Annotated in this window: 18 protein-coding genes; 7 read left to right on the forward strand and 11 right to left on the reverse strand. The window is 66.0% G+C overall.

Annotated features, from left to right (window positions below):
* Positions 1-18: 18 nt before the first annotated feature.
* Genes DCG74_RS18720 through DCG74_RS18760 form a run of 9 tightly spaced genes read right to left on the reverse strand, consistent with a single transcriptional unit; the run spans position 19 to position 9,493 of the window.
* A complete protein-coding gene (locus DCG74_RS18720; RefSeq protein ID WP_172784412.1) occupies positions 19-996 on the reverse strand; it encodes an ABC transporter permease in 978 nt (325 codons plus the stop codon).
* Positions 993-1,943, reverse strand: a complete 951-nt coding sequence (locus DCG74_RS18725) for an ABC transporter permease (protein WP_172784413.1) — start codon at positions 1,941-1,943, stop codon at positions 993-995. Before DCG74_RS18725 ends, DCG74_RS18720 begins: the two co-directional genes overlap by 4 nt.
* A complete protein-coding gene (locus DCG74_RS18730) occupies positions 1,936-3,459 on the reverse strand; it encodes a sugar ABC transporter ATP-binding protein (protein WP_172784414.1) in 1,524 nt (507 codons plus the stop codon). Before DCG74_RS18730 ends, DCG74_RS18725 begins: the two co-directional genes overlap by 8 nt.
* Positions 3,456-4,850: an FAD-linked oxidase C-terminal domain-containing protein gene (locus DCG74_RS18735; protein WP_172784415.1), complete on the reverse strand. Its 1,395-nt coding sequence runs from the start codon at positions 4,848-4,850 to the stop codon at positions 3,456-3,458. Before DCG74_RS18735 ends, DCG74_RS18730 begins: the two co-directional genes overlap by 4 nt.
* A gap of 50 nt (positions 4,851-4,900) precedes the next feature.
* Positions 4,901-5,785 carry an intradiol ring-cleavage dioxygenase gene (locus DCG74_RS18740; RefSeq protein WP_172784416.1) on the reverse strand — a complete coding sequence of 295 codons (885 nt, stop codon included), beginning with the start codon at positions 5,783-5,785 and terminating at the stop codon, positions 4,901-4,903.
* Positions 5,786-5,800: 15 nt separating this feature from the next.
* Positions 5,801-6,703: an NAD(P)-dependent oxidoreductase gene (locus DCG74_RS18745; RefSeq protein ID WP_172784417.1), complete on the reverse strand. Its 903-nt coding sequence runs from the start codon at positions 6,701-6,703 to the stop codon at positions 5,801-5,803.
* 21 nt (positions 6,704-6,724) lie between these two features.
* The gene (locus tag DCG74_RS18750) at positions 6,725-8,089 is read right to left on the reverse strand and encodes an amidohydrolase family protein (protein ID WP_172784418.1); all 1,365 of its coding nucleotides are present in this window, start codon (positions 8,087-8,089) and stop codon (positions 6,725-6,727) included.
* A 4-nt stretch (positions 8,090-8,093) separates the two neighbouring features.
* Positions 8,094-9,173 carry a maleylacetate reductase gene (locus DCG74_RS18755; RefSeq protein ID WP_172784419.1) on the reverse strand — a complete coding sequence of 360 codons (1,080 nt, stop codon included), beginning with the start codon at positions 9,171-9,173 and terminating at the stop codon, positions 8,094-8,096.
* A complete protein-coding gene (locus tag DCG74_RS18760; protein ID WP_036005173.1) occupies positions 9,170-9,493 on the reverse strand; it encodes a Dabb family protein in 324 nt (107 codons plus the stop codon). The genes DCG74_RS18755 and DCG74_RS18760 overlap by 4 nt, the downstream gene beginning before the upstream one ends.
* Before the next feature lie 107 nt (positions 9,494-9,600).
* On the opposite strand from DCG74_RS18760, the gene DCG74_RS18765 reads away from it, so the two are divergent.
* From DCG74_RS18765 to DCG74_RS18795, 7 genes are all read left to right on the forward strand, one after another.
* On the forward strand, positions 9,601-10,524 hold the full coding sequence (locus tag DCG74_RS18765; RefSeq protein ID WP_172784420.1) for a LysR family transcriptional regulator: 924 nt from the start codon (positions 9,601-9,603) through the stop codon (positions 10,522-10,524).
* A 13-nt stretch (positions 10,525-10,537) separates the two neighbouring features.
* Entirely contained in the window at positions 10,538-11,983 is a 1,446-nt protein-coding gene (gene xylB, locus DCG74_RS18770) for a xylulokinase (RefSeq protein ID WP_172784421.1), read from the forward strand.
* A gap of 137 nt (positions 11,984-12,120) precedes the next feature.
* The gene (locus DCG74_RS18775) at positions 12,121-13,644 is read left to right on the forward strand and encodes a sugar ABC transporter ATP-binding protein (protein WP_172784422.1); all 1,524 of its coding nucleotides are present in this window, start codon (positions 12,121-12,123) and stop codon (positions 13,642-13,644) included.
* The gene (locus tag DCG74_RS18780) at positions 13,637-14,677 is read left to right on the forward strand and encodes a ribose ABC transporter permease (RefSeq protein WP_172784423.1); all 1,041 of its coding nucleotides are present in this window, start codon (positions 13,637-13,639) and stop codon (positions 14,675-14,677) included. The genes DCG74_RS18775 and DCG74_RS18780 overlap by 8 nt, the downstream gene beginning before the upstream one ends.
* Positions 14,678-14,778: 101 nt before the next feature.
* On the forward strand, positions 14,779-15,726 hold the full coding sequence (locus tag DCG74_RS18785; RefSeq protein WP_172784424.1) for an ABC transporter substrate-binding protein: 948 nt from the start codon (positions 14,779-14,781) through the stop codon (positions 15,724-15,726).
* Between the two features lie 161 nt (positions 15,727-15,887).
* Positions 15,888-16,355, forward strand: a complete 468-nt coding sequence (locus DCG74_RS18790; RefSeq protein ID WP_172784425.1) for a MarR family winged helix-turn-helix transcriptional regulator — start codon at positions 15,888-15,890, stop codon at positions 16,353-16,355.
* Between the two features lie 46 nt (positions 16,356-16,401).
* Complete coding sequence (locus tag DCG74_RS18795; RefSeq protein WP_172784636.1) at positions 16,402-18,117, forward strand: FAD-dependent oxidoreductase; 1,716 nt, start codon at positions 16,402-16,404, stop codon at positions 18,115-18,117.
* On the opposite strand, the gene DCG74_RS18800 is transcribed toward DCG74_RS18795, so the two are convergent.
* Both DCG74_RS18800 and DCG74_RS18805 read right to left on the reverse strand, forming a co-directional pair.
* Positions 18,114-19,649 (reverse strand): hypothetical protein, encoded by a 1,536-nt coding sequence (locus tag DCG74_RS18800; RefSeq protein WP_172784426.1) that lies wholly within the window; start codon positions 19,647-19,649, stop codon positions 18,114-18,116. The two genes, DCG74_RS18795 and DCG74_RS18800, sit on opposite strands and share 4 nt — an antisense overlap.
* Before the next feature lie 29 nt (positions 19,650-19,678).
* Positions 19,679-20,854, reverse strand: a complete 1,176-nt coding sequence (locus DCG74_RS18805) for a glycosyltransferase family 4 protein (protein ID WP_172784427.1) — start codon at positions 20,852-20,854, stop codon at positions 19,679-19,681.
* Positions 20,855-21,025: the final 171 nt, after the last annotated feature.

The raw sequence follows: 21,025 nt of genomic DNA on the forward strand, positions 1-21,025 counted from the left end.
TTGTTGGATTGCTAGAACTCATTGCGCGCGGCGGCGGGTCTTCATGTCGAGCCAGACGGCGAGAATGACGATGATGCCGGTGACGAGCGGCTGCCAATTGGCGCTGACCGACAGCAGGTTCATGCCATTCAGCACCAGGGTCAGGATCAGCGCGCCGATGAACGTGCCGAAGACGGTGCCGACGCCGCCGAACAGCGAGGTGCCGCCGATCAGCACGGCCGCGATCGCCGGCAGCGTCAGGCTCTCGCCGATGTCGGCCTCGGCCGAATTGAGCCGCGACAGGAAGATGATCGAGGCAAGTCCCGCCATGGTGCCCGATACCGCGTAGACCAGCAGCAGGCGCCGCGCGACCGGAATGCCGGAGAGCCTCGCCGCGACCGGATTGGCGCCGATCGCATAGATCTCCTGACCCCAGATCGTGCGCTGAGCGAAGAACGTCCCGATCCCGAGGAACACCAGCAGCAGGTAGACCGGGATCGGCAGGCCGAACAGATAGCCACTGCCGATCTGGCGGAAGCCAGTCGGGAAGCCGTGCAGGGTCTCGCCCGCCATGTACCAATAGGTGAGGCCATTCAGCACCCAGAGCATGCCATAGGTGGCGATGAAGGATGGGATGCGCAGCGCCGTGACCATGATGCCGTTGAGCAGGCCAACGATGCCGCCGCAGGCAAGGCCGGTGAGGATGCCGAGCGCCGGCGAGCCGGTCTTGTGGATCACGGTCCCCGCGATACAGGCCGACAGCGCGACATTGGCGCCGACGGAGAGGTCGAGGCCCGCGGTCAGCACCACCAGCGTCAGCCCGGAGGCGATGAAGAAGGTCAGGCTCGCCTGCCTCAGCACGTTGAGGATGTTGCCGAGGCTGAGGAAGGAATCGCTGAGCACGGCGAGCACCGCGCAGATCAGGAAAGCCGCGAGCAGGCGATAGAACAGCTGGACCGCGTCCTGCGACAGGAAGGAGCGGGGCGGCGCGATAGCGGCCTTGGTGATATCGGTCATGTGCGGCTCCTGAGGCCGTCGAGGAACAGGGCAACGATGACGAGCACGCCGACGCTGGCGACCTGCACCGAGGACGGCAGCGAGATCAGGTTCAGCCCGTTGCGCAACACGCCGACGGAGAGGACCCCGAGCAGGGTACCAAGCAGCCAGCCATTGCCGCGCTCGAACGAGGTGCCGCCGACAGCGACGGCCGCGATGGCATCGAACTCCAGCCCGAGACCGGCGGTGGGGTGGCCGGAGTTCATGCGTGCGGTCATCAAGAGGCCGGCAATGCCGGCCATGGCGCCGCCGATCGCGTAGACCGCGATCAGCAGCTTGTTGGGCGAGAGCCCGGCATAGCGCAGTGCCTCGCGGTTGCCGCCGAGCGCGAAGATGTAGGTGCCGAAGCGGGTGTGATAGAGCAGGCCGTGAAAGGCAGCGTAGGTCACCAGCGCCATCACGATCGGCACGGGAATGCCGAGCAGCGTCGCCGAATAGATGTCGCGCACGCTGTGGGGAATGCCGACCACGCTCTGGCCGTCGCTGACGATCAGCGACAGGCCTTGCGCCATGCCGAGCGTGCCGAGCGTCGCGACAAAGGGCGGAATGCCGAGGATAGCGACCAGCCACCCGTTGGCAACGCCAAAGGCCGCGCCGACCAGAAGGCCGGCGCCAAGGCCCAGCAGCATCGATTTGGTCGCCAGCGACACGATCGCGACGCAGAGCGAGGTCAGCGTCAGCACCGCGCCCATCGACAGGTCCAGCCCCTCCGTCATGATGATCAGCGTCATCGGCAGCGCGAGCATGGTCAGGATGGTCGACTGCACCAGCACGTTGGAGAGGTTGGCGACCGACAGGAAGCCGGGCGCGATCGCGCTGAACAGCGCGATCAGCAGCACCAGCACGATGGCAACGCCTGGGATGCGTTGCAGCGGATTGGGTTGGGCGACGACCGCGGCTTCACGCATGATGCATCCCCAGTCGCACGATATTCTCCTCGGTCAATTCGTTGCGTGTCAGGTGCCCGGCGATGCGCCCCTCGCGCATCACATAGGCGCGGTCGCAGACATGGCAGATCTCGACCTGCTCGGACGAGATCATCAACGCCGCCGCGCCTTCCGCGACGAGGCGGTCGATCAGCGCGAAGATTTCCGACTTGGCGCCGATGTCGATGCCGCGCGTCGGCTCATCGAAGATGAAGAGTTTCGAGCCGGCGGCGAGCCATTTTCCGATCACGACCTTCTGCTGGTTGCCGCCCGAGAGCAGGCCGACGGTCTGGCGTGCGCTCGGTGTCGCGACGCGGAGCTGCCGGATCAGGCCGTCGGCGGTACGCTGGGCCGAGCGTTGGTCGAACAGCCCGCTCGGGAACAGCTTCCTCAGCGCCGACACCACCAGATTGTCGCTGACGGATCGCAGCAGCGCGAGGCCTTCGCTCTTGCGGCTCTCCGGGATCAGCGCGATGCCGCGGCGGGCGGCGAGATCCGGCTCGCCGGAAATGCTCTTGCCGTCGAAGATGATCTCGCCCGATGTCACGGGATCGGCGCCGAAGATCGCGCGGGCGACCTCGCTGCGGCCGGAGCCGACCAGCCCGCATAGGCCGACGATCTCGCCGCGGCGTACCTCGATGTTGATGTCGGAGATGCCGGTCGGCGCAGTCAGGCCCTTGACCTCGAGCAGCACCTCGCCGGGTTTATCGGCAAAATGGCGCGGGTAGGTCATGTCGACGTTGCGGCCGACCATCATGCGCACGAGCTGGTCCGGCGTGACGTCGGCGGGCCGGACACCATCGATGCGGCGGCCGTCGCGCAGCACGGTGATGCGATCGCCGAGCGCGAACACTTCGGCCATGCGGTGGGAGATGTAGACGATCGACACGCCGTCCGCCTTCAGCCGCGCGATCAGTGCGAACAAGAGCTCGGTCTCGCGGTCGGACAGCGCTGCGGTCGGCTCGTCCATGACCAGGATGCGGGCGTTCTGGCTGATCGCCTTGGCGATCTCGACCATCTGCTGCTGCGCGACGCCGAGCTTGTCGACGATGGTGGAGGGATCGATGTCGAAGCCGATGGTGTCGAGCACGCGCCTTGCGTCGGCCAATAACCTGCGGCGGTCGATGGTGCCGGGAATGCGGCCCTTCGGCTCGCGTCCCAAGAAGATGTTCTGGGCGATGTCGAGATGGGGGACGAGCGAGAATTCTTGGAAGATCACGGCAATGCCGAGCTTTTGCGCATCGGCGGTCGAGGAGATCGCGACCCGTTTGCCGTTGTAATAGAACTCGCCGGCGTCGGCGCGATAGGCGCCGCACAGCACCTTCATCAGGCTCGATTTGCCGGCGCCGTTCTCGCCCAGCAGCATGTGGACCTCGCCGGGGTAGACGGCAAAGGACACGTCGTCCAGCGCCTTGACGCCGGGAAATTCCTTGCTGATGCCGCGCAGCTCCAGCAGCGGCGTGGGTGAGGTGACCTCGATCGGGAGCGCGTCGCTCATGCTTTGGCTCCGCCAGCAAAGATCTTTCCGGGGTTCATCAATCCGGCGGGATCGAGCGCCGTCTTGATCGATCGCATCACGTCCACGGCCTCGCCGAGCTCATCGGAGAGATAATCGATCTTGCCGAGCCCGATGCCGTGCTCGCCGGTGCAGGTGCCGTCCATGGCAATGGCGCGCGCGACCATGCGGGCCTGCAGCGCCTTGGCGCCTTCGGCCTCCTCCGGCTTTGTCGGGTCGATCAGGATCAGCATGTGGAAATTGCCGTCACCGACATGGCCGACGATCGGTGCGGTGAAACCGTGCGCGTCCGCATCGCGCCGCGTCTCGGTCAGGCATTCCGCCAGCCGTGAGATCGGCACGCAGACGTCGGTGATCACCGCGCGTGCGCCGGGCCGCAGGCCGAGGCCGGCATAGAGCGTGTTGTCGCGGGCGTGCCAGAGCCGGCTGCGGTCTTCCTGTGCCTTGGCCCAGGCAAAGCCATGGCCGCCGTGGTCGGCCGCGATCGCCTGCGCGGCCTCGGCCTGTTCGGCGACCGATGTCTCCGAGCCATGGAATTCGAAGAACAGGGTGGGCGCCTCGCGATATCCGAGCTTGGCGTAGGCGTTGATGCCGCGCATCATGACGTCGTCGAGCAGCTCGATGCGCGCCACGGGGATCGCGGACTGGATCACGGAGATCGCGGTGTCGACGGCGTCGTGCAGGGTGTCGAAGCTGCAGACTGCCGCCGAGATCGCCTGCGGCACCGGATGGACCTTCAGCGTGATCTCCGTGATGATTCCGAGCGTGCCTTCCGCGCCGACGAACATGCGAGTCAAATCATACCCGGCCGCCGATTTGCGCGCGCGCTTGGCGGTGCGAATGATGCGCCCGTCGGCCAGCACGACCTCGAGCGCCATGACGTTGTCCTTCATGGTGCCATAGCGCACCGCCATCGTGCCCGAGGCGCGCGTCGAGGTCATGCCGCCGATCGAAGCGTCGGCGCCCGGATCGATCGGGAAGAACAGGCCGGTGTTGCGCAGCTCCGCATTGAGCTGCTTGCGTGTGATGCCGGGCTGCACCACGACGTCCATGTCGCTGTCGTGCAGGCTGAGCACCTTGTTCATGCGCGCGAAGTCGAAGCAGACGCCGCCGGCGACCGCGGCCGCATTGCCTTCGAGCGAGGTCCCCGCGCCGAACGGAACAATCGGCATGCCCGCGCTCGCGCAGAGCTTGACGATTTCGGCGACCTCCTGCGTGGTCTCGGGGAAGACCACGATGTCGGGCGGCAGGTTCTGATAATGCGACTCGCTCTGCCCGTGCTGATCGAGCACGCCGCGCGCGACGCTCACGCGCGGGCCGATCATGCCGGTGAGGCGATCGGCCAATGTGCCCGTGCTGACCCGCGGTCCCATCCTCAGCTCCCGTCCCTGTTTTACGGACTCTTGTTGGTCCGTCGTTGAGCTTAAGCGGCTCTTGCGTTGCTTGCGACCTGCTTCAGGCCGAAATCATAGTTGAGATGAAAATAGTCGCGCTCCACCATGCGACCATCCGGCGCACGGCCCGCGGGATGCCGGACGAATTCGCGGATCAGGCTGTCCTTGACGCCGAACACCACGTCGCTGTCGAGATATTGGTCGCCGGCAACGAAGACGTGCGTCACCAGTTGCTCGAAACCGGGCGCTGAGATCATGAAGTGCACGTGCGCCGGGCGCCAGGGATGGCGTCCCTGCACCTCCAGCATCTCGCCGACCGGTCCGTCATGCGGAATGGGGTAGGCGGCCGGCTTGATCGACCAAAAATGGAAGCGGCCGTTGGCGTCGGTGTGGAAGCGGGCGCGCATCGCGAGATCGCCGATCTTGTCGAGCTGCTGGACGTCGTAGTAGCCGTCGTCGTCGGAATGCCAGACGTCCACGATGGCGCCGGCCAGCGGCTGTCCGTCCACGGTCGAGACCGAGCCGGTGACCAGCATCGGATCGCCTTCCATCGACCCGGAGATGTCAGCGCCGCTGTCCTTCTCCGGCGCGGCCTGGACGAAAAACGGGCCGAGCACCGTGGTCTCGGTCGCGCCTTCCGGCACCGGATGGTTGATAGCGTCGACCAGCATGGAGACACCGAGCGTGTCCGACAGCAGGATGAATTCCTGACGCTTGTCGTTGCACATGTGCCCGGTGCGGGTCAGGAAGTCGATGCCGTATTCCCATTCCTTCTGGGTCGGCCGCACCTCGCGGACGAACGCGTGAAGGTGACGCACCAGCGCCTCGCTGACCTGCTTGATGCGTGGATCGGTCGCGCCCGCGATCCGCTCCAGCACCGCGTCCGTGATCGTGTTCTCGTTGAAGTTACGCATGTCGGTCTCCGTTGATCACAGCTTCGGCTCGCCGAGGCCGGACAGCCGCTCGAGATGCTTGACGGTCGCAATGAAGTCGGTGTCGCCGTCGCCTTGGGCGACCAGCGAGCCATAGGTCTCGCGCACTTGCGCGGCGAGCTGCAGCGGCACGCCGACGGCGTGGCCGGCGCCCAGGATCAGATCGAGATCCTTGGCCATCTGCTTGCAGGAGAAGGTGGACTCGAAGTCGCGGGTCCGCAGCGGCGCGGTCTTGTACTTGACCATGGGGGAGGCCACCGCGCTGTCGTCGAGCACCTTCAGGATGTCCTGCCAGGCGATGCCGCCCTTGCGCGCCAGCGCCAGGCTCTCCGCCATCATCGCCGCCGACACGGCGATCATCAGATTGACCGAGAGTTTTGCGTAGCGCGCTTCTTCGGCGGGGCCGAGATAGGTCTGGGCGCGGGTGAAGGCGGCGAACAGCGGCGTTGCGCGCTCGAACGCGTCCGTCGATCCCGACACGAAACAGGTCAGCGCGCCGGTGTGAACGATGCTTGCATTGCCGGACACCGGCGAGCGCAGATAGGCAATGCCGCGCGCCTGCGCGGCGGCCGCAACCTCAGCCGAGGCTTCGACGCTCACGGTGCTGGTTTCGATCAAGACGGCACCGGGGGCCATCGCGGCGATCAGGCCGGCGGGGCCGAGCAAGGCGCCGCGCAAAGCGGCGTCGTCGGGCAGGGAGGTGATCACGGCGGCCTTGCCGCTCACGGCCTCGGCCGGCGAGGCGGCGATCGCAATGCCCTGCGCGCGTGCCTCGTCGATGCGCGCCGGGCTCTGGTCGAACGCGGTGACGGTGTAGCCGGCTTTGGCGACGAGCACCGACATCGGCAGGCCCATCTTGCCGATCCCGATGAAAGCAACTGTTTTCAGAGCGTCAGTCATTGTTCTTGTCCATTGGCGCCTTCAGGCGGCGCGTCCCTGTCGTTCGATGTCTTGCACCAGCCGCCGGCCGGATTGCGCCAGCAGCTCCTTCTTCGTCTCGAGTCCCTCGACCAGCAGCCGGCCGCTCCGCTTCTTCCAGGCGCCGCCGATCATGACGGCCTCGATGTTGGCGAGGCTCGTCTGCATCACGACGGTTGCGACGGGATCGTGCACCGGATGGAGATTGAGATCGGAGGCGTTGATGATCACGAGGTCGGCGAGCTTGCCCGGCGTCAGCGAACCGATCTGGTGCTCGAGCCCGAGCATGCGGGCGCCTTCCGTCGTGATCCAGCGCAGCGCTTCGCGCAGCGGAATCGTGGTCGTCGCCGGGATCGTGTCACTGGTCTTGCGCGACTCCGCATTGTCGAGCGCCCGCTGCATCGACAGCGCAACGCGCGCGGCGGAGAGCAGATCGCCCGCCAGCACGGATTCCAGATCAATGCCGATGGTCGGCCGCACGCCGCGCTTCAGAAGGCGTCCGGTGATCGGAAAGCCATGGCCCTGGATCATCTCGTTCTCGGGTGTGACCGAGAAGGACACACCGAGATCGACGAGACGATCGAGCAGATCATCCGGCAGATCATTGCCATGGACGATATTGACGCCGGGGCCGACGAGGCCGGCCTCGAGCAGCTTCTCCCAGCCGCCAGGCGTCTTGGCCGGACCGCCGCCCTGATGCATCGAGGCGGTCAAGTTCAGCTCCCGCGCCAGGTGGAAATCGTGCATGGCGACGTCGAGCGTCGAATAGTGGGGACCGAGAATGGCGAGCCCGAGCGTGACGAGGCCGTCGCGGTCGGCGAGGGGGCCCGCCAGCAGCCGCTCGACCTCGCGGCGCGGATGCGGCACTTCCGAGAAATGCGGCTCGCCCGGTTTCGGCTCCGGTTTGGGCGAGCCGTGGAAGAACGCGGCGCGGATGCCGCTTTCGATCAGGCCGCGCACGGCGGCGTCGGTATGATCGGGCGTCGGGTTGTTGTGGCACCAGTCGACCAGCGTGGTGATGCCGTGATTGATCTGGTTCAGCGCGCCGACGAGGGTCGCGATGTAGATGTCGTCGGGCCGGAACACGGTCGCGAGGCCCGCATGCATGCGGCGGAAATATTCCAGCAACGTCCAGTTCGCGGCAAAGCCGCGCAAGCCCGTCTGCCAGGTGTGCATATGCGCGTTGATCAGGCCTGGAATGACGATGCGGCCCACGCCGTCGACGACCTCGGTGTCGGCTCCAACGTCGATCGACGGGCGCACATCGGCAATCCGGTTGCCCTCGACCAGCACATCGCCGGTCAGGAGATCGCCGATCGCGTCATCCATGCTGATGACAATGGCCGATCTGATCAGCGTGCGCCGCATTGCCTTACGCCGCCGCTTTGACGGCGCTTGGCGGCTCGCCGGCGAAGGCGCGCGCAATCAAGTCGCGAATGGCGCCACGCTCGAGCGGGCGCGGGTTCCAATAGGCGTTGGTGACGGCGAGATCGGCGGCCTTGTCGATTCCGCTCTCGGGCATGCCGACATCGCGTAGCGCCAGCTTCGCACCAAGCCCCTTGGCGAGATCGTAAAGTCCCTGCGATGCATCGGCCGCACCGATCGCCCGCGAGATGCGCGCCATCGCATCGGGCACGGCCGGGGCGTTGTAGGCCAGCGCGTGCGGGAGCACGATGGTATGCGTTTCGGCGTGCGGCAGGTCGAACGTGCCGCCGAGCGTGTGGCAGAGCTTGTGATGCAGCGCCATGCCGACGGTGCCGAGGCAGACACCGCACAGCCAGGCGCCATAAAGGGCTTCGGTGCGGGCCTCGCGATCGTCGCTTTTGGCGGCAATGGCGGGCAGGGCACGCGCCAGCGCGCGGATGCCTTCTTCGGCCATCAGCGACGTCACGGGATTGGCATCGCGCGCGTAGAGTGCCTCCACCGCATGCGCGATGGCGTTGATGCCGGATGTTGCGGCGAGACCCGCCGGCAGCGTCAGCGTCAAGTCGACGTCGTAGATCACGGTCTCCGGCAGCACGGCCGCATCGCGCACCGTGGTCTTCAGCCCGTTCTCGGTCTGGCCGACGATCGGCGTCATCTCCGAGCCGGCATAGGTGGTGGGGATGCAGAGCTGGTTCACACCGGTGCGCAAGGCCAGCGCCTTGCCTAGTCCGGTGGTCGAGCCGCCTCCGAGCGAGACGACGCAATCGGCCTCGCATGCCTTCATCGCCGCGAGCGCGCGTTCCGTGACCTCGACCGGCGTGTGCATGGTGGCGCCGGGAAAGATGCCGGCATAGAGCGGACCGAGCGCGGCCCCCAAGCTCTTGCCCTGCGCCTCCTGCTGCGGCGTCGTCAGCACCAGCGCACGCTCGCCGCCGAGCCGCTCGACCTCGGCCTTGGCGTTAGCCAACGTTCCGCTGCCGAACACGACGCGGCAAGGCAGGTTTTCGAAGGTGAACGAACCGATCATGCGCCGGTCTCTTTGATGGGATAATCGACCTGGAAGCGCCCGATCCGCAAGTCGCCCAACGCCTCGCGCACCCGCAGATGTTCCGGGTGGTTGGCGTAGGCGGCCAGCGCCGCCTGGTCCGTGAATTCGGAGAACAGCACGACGTCGCAGGCGTAATCGACCGCGCTGACGTCCATGCCGACTTCGATATGGGTGAGGCCGTCGATCCGGCCCTTGAGGCCCTCGAACAGGGTCTTGACCTTGAGCCGGGCGGCGGAGCGCTCCTCGGGGCTCTCCCCGCGCAGCCGCCACATCACGATGTGCCTGATCGGGCCCGACATTTCCTGATTTCCTCGCCTGCAATGGTGCTTTGTTGGCGCCATTTTGCCTTGCAGAAAACGGAAATAAAGGTCAAAATTTGTAAGTCTCTTTTCCTGTTTTCGCAAAAATGGACCGGCTCCTCCAACTCGAGGTCTTCTCCAAAACCGCTGAGCTCGGCAGCCTTTCCAAGGCCGCCGAAATCCTGCGGATGTCGAACGCGGCCGCGAGCCGCCATCTCAGTGCGCTGGAGGAGCGGCTGGCGGTCCGGCTGATCGAGCGCAACACGCGCCGGCAATGGCTGACCGAAGCCGGGCAGGAGCTCTTGCAGCGTTGCAGCACGCTCCTGAACGAGCTCGCCGAAGCCGAGGACGCCGTCTCCGACCGCGCGTTGTCGCCGAAGGGCATGCTGCGCGTGACGTCTTCGCTGTCCTTCGCGATGATCTATCTCGCGCCGATGCTGCCCGCCTTCCGCGCGCTCTATCCCAATCTCAGCGTGCAGATCATCAGCGCAAACCGCTACCCCGACTTCATCGAAGCCGGCATCGACGTCGCGATCCGGACCCGGGAGCACGAGCCGGATTCCAACATCATCGTCCGCCGCATCGGCCAGATGCACCGCGTGCTTGCGGCGGCTCCGTCCTATCTGGAGAAGCACGGCCGGCCCGAGCATCCCGCCGATCTCGCCCGTCACAACATGCTGATCTACAACCTCGCCAATGATCCCTACTCGCTGCGGCTGAGCCAGGGCAGCACGACGCAGACGATCCGGATCGCGCCGACGCTCGACAGCAATGACGGCCAGATCATCTGCGGTGCAGCGCGTGCGGGGCTCGGCATCCTGATCCAGCCGCTCTATATCGTGCAGGGCGATATCGCGGCCGGCCGGCTGGTGCCTGTCCTCAGGGATTGGCAGCTGCCGTTGCTCACCATGAACATCGCCTATCAGAATCGCGTCAGGCTGCCCGCCAAGATCAGGGTGTTCTCCGATTTCCTCGTCAGCTACATCCGGGACCATTCGGAGCCGGGGATCTGGATCGACGCGGCGAAGTGAGCGGGAAGCATCCATGTATCTCGGCATCGATCTCGGCACGTCGGCGGTCAAGACGGTTCTCGTCGACGATGCCCAGCGCGTGATCGCAAGCGAGAGCCGGCCGCTCGCGACCGTCTCGCCGCAATCGGGCTATTCCGAGCAGGATCCGGCGCAGTGGATCGATGCGACCTTTGCCACGCTGGATGCCCTCAAGGCGTCGCACGCCGATGCGTTGGCGGCGGTCCAAGGCATCGGACTGTCCGGCCAGATGCATGGCGCCACGCTGCTGGATGCGAGCTTGAGGCCGCTGCGGCCCTGCATCCTCTGGAACGACGGACGATCGGCCAACGAGTGCCGTGTCCTGGAGCAACGCTGGCCCGCCTTGCGCGCGGTGACGGGCAACAAGGCGATGCCGGGCTTCACCGCGCCAAAACTGCTCTGGATCGCCGCGCACGAGCCCGAGATCTTTGCGGCGACGAAGCTCGTTCTGCTGCCAAAGGCCTATCTGCGCCTTGTGCTGTCGGGCGAGGCCGTCGAGGATGTCTCGGATGCTTCGGGATCGCTGTGGCTCGACGCGGCGCGCCGCGATTGGTCGGACGCAGCACTGGAAGCGACCGGCTTGTCACGCGCGCACATGCCGCGCCTGGTCGAGGGATGCGCGCCCGCAACCACGCTGCGCAGCGAGTTCGCGCGGCGCTGGGGCATGGTCAGGCAGCCGGTGATCGCGGGCGGGGCCGGCGACAATCCGGCGGGCGCCGTCGGTATCGGCGCAGTCCGGCCGGGAGCCGCATTCGTGTCGCTGGGAACCTCGGGGGCCCTCATGGCCCCGACCGACAGGATCGCCGCCAATCCCGATCGCGTCGTGCACACGTTCTGCCACGCCATTCCCGGCATGTGGATTCAGGCCGGCGCGATCCTCTCGGCCGCCTCCTGCCTCGCCTGGCTCGCGCGCCTGTTCGGCGCCACCGAGGCGGAACTGCTGGCGCCGCTTGGAGCGCGACCGCGGGCACCGTCGCCCGTGAGCTTCCTGCCTTATCTCGCCGGCGAGCGGACGCCGCACGACGATCCCGTCGTGCGCGGCATGCTGGATGGCCTCAGTCATGGCACCGATCGCGCGGCGATCGTGCAGGCGGTGCTCGAAGGCGTTGCCTTCGCGCTTGCCGATTGCCGCGATGCGCTCGCCGGTGCCGGTATTGAGATTGCGGAAGCAGATGTGATCGGCGGTGGTTCGCGCTCGGCCTTCTGGCTCTCGGTGCTGGCGAATGTGCTCAATGTTCCAGTGCATCGCTTTGCCGGAGGTGAGACCGGTGCCGCGTTCGGTGCGGCGAGATTGGGGCGGCTTGCTGTCACGGGTGAGGCAATCGGTGACGTATGCGTGCGGCCGCAGCGCATCGAAACATTCGAGCCCGACGCTGCACTGGTCGATGCCTACGCCGAACGGCTTCCCGCCTGGCGCGTACTGTATCGGCCGCGCCACTAGCTGGCCCAATCTGGTTTGCATACTTCGGTATACTCGCCTTCGGTATTGCCCTGCGTCACCGCTTTTGTTTAATGACCAAACCGCGTTGCCGAGAAACGAGACGCGGGTGGGAAACGCATTGTGCGCCGGGAGGCACGATGAACGATCCGATCCTCGAGATGCGCGGGGTCTCAAAGACCTTCTTCGGCATCAAGGCGCTGCGGGCCGTCGATCTCACCGTCTATCCCGGCGAAATTCACGCCCTGATGGGTGAGAACGGCGCCGGCAAGTCGACGCTGATGAAGATCCTGTCCGGCGCCTACCGGCCCGATCCGGGCGGCGAGATTCGCATCGAGGGCAGGGCGGTGCGGATCGAAGGCCCGCTCGGCGGCCGCGCGGCGGGCATCTCCATCATCTACCAGGAGCTGTCGCTCGCTCCCAATCTCAGCGTTGCCGAGAACATCTATCTGGGCCGGGAGATGTCGCGCTCGGGCTTGCTGGCGCGCGGCGCCATGCGCGAGGGCGTCGGCCCGATCCTGAAACGACTGGGCGCCGACTTCCTGCCCTCGACGCTGGTGGCGCATCTGTCCATGGGCCAGCGGCAGCTGGTCGAGATCGCGCGTGCGCTGCATGTCAGATCAAAGATTCTCATCATGGACGAGCCGACCACCTCCTTGTCGGCCGCCGAAAGCGAGCGGCTGTTCGCGCTGATCCGCCAGCTTCGCGCCGAGGGGCTTGCCATCATCTACATCTCGCATCGGATGGACGAGGTCTACGCGCTCGGCGATCGGGTCACCGTGCTGCGCGACGGCCGCTTGGTCGGCTCGCTCGACAAGCCCGAAATTCGCGCCGACACCATCGTGCGACTGATGGTCGGTCGCGACGTCTCCTCGTTCTACAAGAAGGACCATGATCCGGAGGCGGGGCGGGGGCATTCCGTGCTCGCGGCGATCGACATGGCCGATGGCCAGCGCGTCAAGGGCTGCTCGCTCGCCGTGCATGCGGGTGAGGTGGTCGGCCTCGCCGGCCTGATCGGCGCCGGCCGCACCGAGCTTGCCCATCTCATCATCGGTGCGTCGCCGAAAACCTCGGGCCGGCTCGAGCTGGAGGGGCGTCCGGTCGATATCCGCACGCCGGGCGAGGCGCTCGAGGCCGGTATCGCCTATCTCACGGAAGACAGGAAGGCGCTCGGCCTGTTTCTCGACATGTCGTGTCTGGACAACATCAACCTCGCCGTGCTCGGCCGCGATGCGAAGCTCGGCTGGTTTCTTGATCGCGACAAGGCACGCGAGCGCGCCGACCGCGCCTTTGCGGGCCTCAGCATTCGCGCCACCAATGCCGGCGTTCCCGCCGGCGGCCTGTCAGGCGGCAACCAGCAGAAGGTGCTGCTGTCGCGGCTACTCGCCATCGCACCGAAGGTCCTGATTCTCGACGAGCCGACGCGCGGCGTCGATGTCGGTGCCAAGTCTGAAATCTATTCGATCATCGATAATCTCGCCAAGGCCGGCACCGCGATCCTCGTCATCTCATCCGATCTGCCCGAGATCATCGGCATCTGCGACCGCGTCGTCGTGATGCGTGCGGGGCACATCGCCGGCGAGGTCACCCGCGGCCCGAATTCGCCGCTGGCGCAGGAAGACATCATGGGGCTAGCCACGGGGATGGAGCATCTCGATGCCTGACAATGGTGGTGTGGGGGCGAAGCCGGCATCGACCACGACCAACGGAGCTGCCGCAGAAACAAGGCGCCAGCGGATGCGGATGCTGATCAGTGCGCTGGGCATGTTGCCGGTGCTGCTGATCCTCTGCATCGGCTTCAACGTGCTCTCCGAAGGCCGCTTCTTCACCGGACAAAATCTCGGCATCGTATTGCAGCAGGCCGCTGTGAACACCGTGCTCGCCGCCGGCATGACCTTTGTCATCCTCACCGGCGGCATCGACCTATCGGTCGGCTCGATCCTGGCGGCCTCCGCAATGGCGGGATTGACGCTCTCCAAGCTGCCGGAGCTCGGGATGCTGTGGCTGCCGGCCGCGCTGCTCACCGGCCTCGGCTTCGGAATCGTCAACGGCGCGCTGATTGCGCTGCTTCGCCTGCCGCCTTTCATCGTCACGCTCGGCTCGCTCACCGCGGTGCGCGGCCTGGCGCGGCTGCTCGGGGCCGACACCACCGTGTTCAATCCCTCCATTCCCTATGCCTTCATCGGCAACGGCTCGCTGACGCTCATTCCCGGCGTCGCGTCGATCCCCTGGCTCTCGGTGATCGCCTTGCTCGTCATTCTCGTCTCCTGGCTGGTGCTGCGCCGGACCGTGCTCGGAGTGCATATCTATGCAGTGGGCGGAAACGAGAGCGCGGCGCGGCTGGCCGGCATCAAGGTCTGGGCCGTCCTGATCTTCGTCTACGGCATCTCCGGACTTTTCGCCGGGCTCGGCGGTGGCATGCAGGCGGCGCGCCTCTATGCGGCCAACGGCCTCCAGCTCGGCCAGTCCTATGAGCTCGATGCGATCACCGCCGTGATCCTCGGCGGCACCTCGTTCGTCGGCGGCATCGGCTCGATCTGGGGCACGCTGGTCGGCGCACTGATCATCGCCGTGCTGTCCAACGGCCTCATCCTCATCGGCGTCTCCGACATCTGGCAATATGTGATCAAGGGCCTGGTGATCATCGGCGCCGTGGCGCTGGACCGCTACCGGCTGCAAGGCTCCGCGAGAACGTGAGAGGCCGGGCGCGCAACGATGTGCGCATGGCGTGATACGAAATTCCGTTGCGGCAACTGGTCTGCCGCGCCGGGGACGAAGACAGACCAGGGAGGAAGTCCATGTTGAAGACGATCATGCTCGCCGGTGCCGCCACGGCACTTGCCCTGACCACCGCACCATCCTTCGCCAAGGAGCTCAAGTCGATCGGCGTCTCGCTGGGATCGATGGGCAACCCGTTCTTCGTCGCGCTGTCGAAGGGCGCCGAGTTCGAGGCCAAGAAGACCAATCCCAACGTGAAGATCACGGCGGTCGGCTTCGAATACGACCTCGGCAAGCAGGTCACCCAGATCGACAATTTCATCGCCGCCGGCGTCGACCTGATCCTGCTCAATCCCGGCGATCCCAAGGCGATCGGGCCGGCCATCAAGAAGGCGCAAGCCGCGGGCATCGTCGTCGTCGCGGTCGACACCGCGGCTGAGGGTGCCGATGCCACCGTGACCACGAACAACGTGCAGGCCGGCGAGATCTCCTGCCAGTACATCGTCGACAAATTGGGCGGCAAGGGTGACGTCATCATCGAGAACGGGCCACAGGTCTCCGCCGTCATCGACCGTGTCGTCGGCTGCAAGAATGTCTTCTCGAAAAATCCCGGCATCAAGGTGTTGTCCAGCGACCAGGACGGCAAGGGCTCGCGCGAGGGCGGTCTCACCGTCGCGCAGGGCTATCTGACCCGCTTCCCCAAGATCGACGCCATCTTCGCCATCAACGATCCGCAGGCGATCGGCACCGACCTTGCGGCGCGCCAGCAGAACCGCAGCGGCATGATCATCACGGCGGTCGACGGCGCGCCCGATATCGAGGCCGCGCTGAAAGATCCGCAGTCGCCGCAGATCCAGGCTTCTGCTTCGCAGGACCCGTTCTTCATGGCGCGGCGCGCGGTGCAGGTCGGCGTCGGCATTCTCAACGGCCAGAAGCCGGCCTCGACCGTCGAGCTGCTGCCGTCAAAGCTCGTGACCAGGGACAACGTCGCCGAGTACAAGGGCTGGACCTCGGATCGCTCCCAGTAAGGCATCGTCCGCTGCTGGAGACGTTCGAAGCATGAGAGATGACGGGCGGCGGTTCGATCGCGCCGCCCGCCGCCGATACCCTGCGTGCTCACCGGTAGTACGCAGCGATGCCTGTGCTAGCTTTCCACGATCTCGATCGGTCGATTCGGAAAGCAGATCCGGTGAAATCCAGGACGTCAGGCACGGCGTGGCGGCATGCCAATATCGGCCGCCTGCTCAATAACGCGGTGCGGCGCTTCGAAGGCCGTGTGCTCGAATTGATGAGCGAGCGGGGCCACGACGAGACGCGCATCGCCCATGTCAGCCTCACGCGCAATCTCGACGTTGAGGGGACGCGGCTCACCGAGCTCGCCCGCCGCGCCTCCATGAGCAAGCAGGCGATGGGCGAGCTGGTCGATCAATGTGCCGCGCTCGGCCTCGTCGATCGCATCGCCGATCCGACCGACCGGCGCGCGCGCATCGTCATGTTCACGCCCACGGGGCGCAAATGGCTCGATGCGTTCCGCGATGCCGTCGACGTCGCCGAGTGGGAGATGCGCGCCGAGCTCGGCAAGGCCACGATGGACGCGATCCTGAAGGGCCTCGCGGCGTATGGCACGGAGTTCGATACGCTCGACGATCCCGATTAGTCAGGCAACTTGACGAAATAGTCAGGTGACCTTACCATGCTGGATGATGCTGGTAGGGAGAAGCGTCTTGGAGACTCGTCTGACGGCCGCGGTGCTCATCGTGGGCGGAGGCCCTTGTGGGCTGATGCTGGCGAACGAGCTCGGCCGCCGCGGCGTATCCGCGATCCTGGTCGATGAAAAGCCGGGCACGGCCTTCAATCCGCAAGCCAATGCGACGCAGGCGCGCTCGATGGAGCACTATCGACGGCTAGGCTTTGCCGACGAGATCAGACGCGAAGGTCTGCCCGCGGACTACCCGACCGATGTTGCCTATTTCACGCGCTATACCGGCTACGAGCTGGCGCGGTTCGCGCTGCCGCCGGCGTCGCGGGCGGGCGAGCTGATCAAGGGCCTGTCGGGCTCCTGGAGCGCGGCGGAGCTGCCGCATCGGGTCTCGCAGAAATATGTCGAGGCGGTGCTGCGCCGCCACGCCGAACGGCTCCCCGGCATCAAGCTCAACTACGGTCACCGGCTGATCGGCTACACCGAAAGCGATGACGGTATCGTCGGCGAGGTCGAATGTCTCGACGATGGCAGCCGCTTCCGGATCGGCGCCGACTTCCTGGTCGGGGCGGACGGGCCGCGCTCCATGGTTCGCCAATCGCTCGGGATCGTCTATGGCGGCGAGACCGGGACGCAGCGCGATTTCATGGGCGGCCGCATGCTGGCGGTCTATCTCCGCTCGCCCGACTTCTACGCACGCGTCCCCCACGCGAAAGCGTGGATGTACAATTGCTTCAACGGCGACCGCCGCGCCTTCATGGCCTCGGTGAACGGCCGTGATGAATTTGCGTTCCACACGCAGCTGCGGCGGGGCGAGGACGAAAGTGCGATCACGATCAACGAGGCCAAAGCCGCGTTCCAGCGCGCCTGCGGTGCGCCGATCGATTGCGAAGTTCTGTCCTTTCTGACCTGGACCGCCGGTCACGCACTGGTCGCGAACGGGATGCAGCGGGGCAGAATCTTCCTCGGCGGCGACGCGGCGCATCTGTTCACGCCGACCGGCGGGCTCGGCTACAACACCGCGATCGAGGATGCGGTCAATCTCGGCTGGAAGCTCGCAAGCGTCGTCAAGGGCGTGAGCCCGGCGGCACTGCTCGGCAGCTACGAGGTCGAGCGGCGTCCGGTAGCGCTCCGCAACACCGATTATGCGCGGCGCTTCGCCGATTCGCTCGGCCTCTTCGCGCCGGCGCCGGAGATCGAGGATGCGACGGACGCCGGCCACGAAGCGCGGCGGATCGCGGGCGCCTATCTCGATCAGCACGCCCGCGCCGAGTTCAACATCCCCGGCGTCACCTTTGGCGGGCGCTACGACGGCTCGCCGATCATCGTCCCCGATGGCAGCGAGCCGCCGCCGGATGCCGCCAACGTCTACATTCCCACCGCCTGTCCCGGCGGCCGCGCACCGCATGCGTGGCTGGAGGACGGCATGTCGCTGTACGACCTGTTCGGTTTCGAATGGACGTTGCTTCAGTTTGGGGACGTGATGTCGGCCCATGCGTCATTCGCTGAGACCGTCCGCGGGATCGGGGCCGATGTAAGGCTGGTCACGCTGCCCAGATCGTTTCGCGATCTCTACGAGGCGGATCTCGCCCTGATACGTCCCGACCAGATCGTGGCTTGGCGCGGCAACGCATCGCAGGCCGGGACGATCGCACGCGTGCTCGGCCGCGCACTCGCGCGCGGTGCACGCGAAGACGCCGGGCTAGCAAGCGGCAGCTAGCGCGCGGTGGAGGGATTGGTTCGCGCAGGTGACACGGCCGACGGAATTGCGCTCGCGAAGAGACTGGTCTTGGGTTGGACGCGCGATCCGTCGATCAGCTCGAGGCGGCCGCAGCGGTTCAGGGTATGCAGCTTCCTGCCGGGCCATGCCGGTCCGGGCTTCAGAGCATGGCGGACGATCTGCTTGAATGCCGTCGGCGACAGTTCGACCACTTCCGCCAGGGCAAGCGCTGCGCCGTATCCGTCGGTACAGTCCTGGACCGGTCGCCACAGCTTGTTATCGAGTGTGACGAAGTTTCCTGCCGGCCGCGTGCTTGCACGGTCGATCAGGACGGGATTGCTGGCGTGGGGCAACCAGGGCCCCAAGAGTCGATCGGCGTGGTAGATCGCCAGCGAATCCGAATAGCCAGCCGTTCCGTCGCGCCAGGCGCCAAACAGATAATACAGGCCGTTGTGGCGCGTGATCGTGACGTCGGCCAGCTCGAGGCCGGAAAGGAGCGTTGCGTATCGCTCCCATTTGTCCGGAAACCGAACACATTTGTAGAGGGCGACGTCCCCGCGGGTCGAGCTCTCCGGGATCATCCAGAGCTCGCCATCGTCCTCGATCACGAACGGATAGGAGAGGTGACAGGGCTCCTCGAGCACCGGCATCACCTCGCCGACTGGCCCCGCGTCGGCGAACTCGATCGCCGAGATGATGCCTTTTCCGACGCGGTGATCGAGATCCTCGAAGAAGACGAAGGTCCGGCCCTGCCAGGTGACGGGAAAGGGATCGGCATAGAAGTGGTTTCCAGGATCTCTCAGAACGTTCCAGCCTGGACCCGACAGGTCTCCGGTCTGCCAGACGCCTGCGCCGTCGTTGAAGCGCCATCCGATATGCCAATGCGGGGCATAGCAGCAGAGCCGATAGATCTCCTTGGCGATCGATACGGCAAGGCCGCGCGCGACGTAGCCAACCGCGCCGCGTCGCGAGCCAATTCCAGCGGGGTGCGGCAGCTGCGGCACGATGCGCGGCCTTCCCGACAGGATCGCCGCCAGCATGGTCAGAGTCCGCGCCATGATCGTTTCGAGCCCACCGCTGAGGCCTGCGGCAATCTCTCCGGACGGATGGCCGCGGTCGAGGACTGAGCCGTCGATCTCGTTGACGATCTCGATCACCGGCAGGTCGCCGGCGAGGATGGCGGCGATCGCGGCATTTTCACCGGCGACGCCGTTGAACAGCGGCCGGAGATACAGCCGGGCAGGGCTGGCCGGATCGCGTGGGGCACTCGTGAAATCGACGATCACGTCGGCCGTGCCGACGCTGGCGCGTGCTGGTTCGGAGCCGATCGTCAGCCTGTCGGCCCTGCTGTGCTTGCCCTTGTGCAACACCAGGCGCTCGAGCTCGAACAGGGCATCGAGACCCGCCGGCCGTGACTCCGCCGATGCCGTCCATGCAACTTGCACCGGCACGTCCCGGCCGTCGACCGACAGCGTCCTGCGGTCCATCCAGCGTCGCGCGTACTCACGTTCACAGCGAAACTCGATGATCATGTCGAGCCAATCTGTTCCAGCGAATCAGGTCAAACGACCTGGTCGAGAATTCGGACGTATTCCTCGACCATGGCATCTACCGAATAGCGCAGCCGCAGGCCTTTGGCGTTTTGTCGCAGGTCGTCGCGCAATTGCGTGTCGGTCAGCAGCCTCGAGACGGACGCGGAGAGCTGCGCATGATCGGAGGCATCGACGAAGAGTGCAGTTGGTCTGCCTTCGTAGAACAGCACTTCGCGCAGGACGGGAAGATCGGTCACGACGGAGGGAACACCGGCGTTGGCGGCCTCGACGGCAGCCAGACCGAAGGTCTCGGCCTGGGTCGGAAAGACGAACACATCGAGACAGGCGAGGAAGTCCGCCATCCGGCCGGGAGGAATCTCCCCGAGCAAATGCAGACGGTCCGAGACGTTCAAGTCGTTCGCCAGTTGCCTCAGCCGGGCCTCGTCGGCTCCCTGGCCGGCGAGCGCAAGATGCCAGGACGGTTGATCCGGCAGCAGACGTATCGCCAGATCGAGCCGCTTGTGCGGATGCAGCCGTGCGGCGCAGCCAAGCAGGACGCGATCCGGCGGCAGATTGAATCGCTGCCGCGCCGCTTCCTTCGACAGGGTGAGGGCCTTGTCGTCGAAGCCGTGCGGCACATGCACCATGCGCGACCGGTAGGCCGCGGGGTAGCGCGAATATTCGCGCTCCATGTCCCGCGAATTGAGCGTGATGCAATCGAAGAAGCCGAGGCTGCCCATGGCGATGTCGGCGGTGCGGACCGGCCGGCTCATCGCCAGCGCGGATGAAACCTGATTGGCGACGACCGGTGCACGGCTGACGAGGCGCGTGACGCCGGCGCCGATGACGTTGCCGAAATGCTGGAACGTCAGGACGGCGTCGGGCCTGGTGGATCTGATGTGGCGGCCGAGCGTCCACAGCATCCGCAGCAGCGCCAGCGGATTGCCCGGCCGGCTTGGCGCGCAGTAGAGCGTATCGGGCGGCTCGTCGAAGGAGTCCGATTTGCGGAAGAAGAACAGGTTGGTGACCCGGTAACCGCGCGCGGTCAGGCCGGCGCCGAGCAGCCGGGAGATCTCCTGTGCACCGGCGTTCTCGGCCTGGGTTTGTGCGAGAAGCACGTGAAGTTTTCGCCCATCGCCGTCCGGCCGCGCAGGTGCCGTCGCGCTCGTCTCGCCCAAGTCCTTGTTCGGCTGATAGTGGAGCACGGATCCCGACCCGCTAAAGAAAGGAAATCTTCACCTTCTTAACTCCGTACCTATCATGCGGGCGTCTCGCGGACACCGACTTGCAACAAACGGAGTTAATGCGAGGCTATGGCGACGACGTCGTTCGCGCAGCATTTCCGCTGGTTCCCGGCTGGCGCACAGCGGGCGCGT

Source organism: Bradyrhizobium sp. WBAH42, from assembly GCF_024585265.1.
In the GTDB taxonomy this organism is placed as follows: domain Bacteria; phylum Pseudomonadota; class Alphaproteobacteria; order Rhizobiales; family Xanthobacteraceae; genus Bradyrhizobium.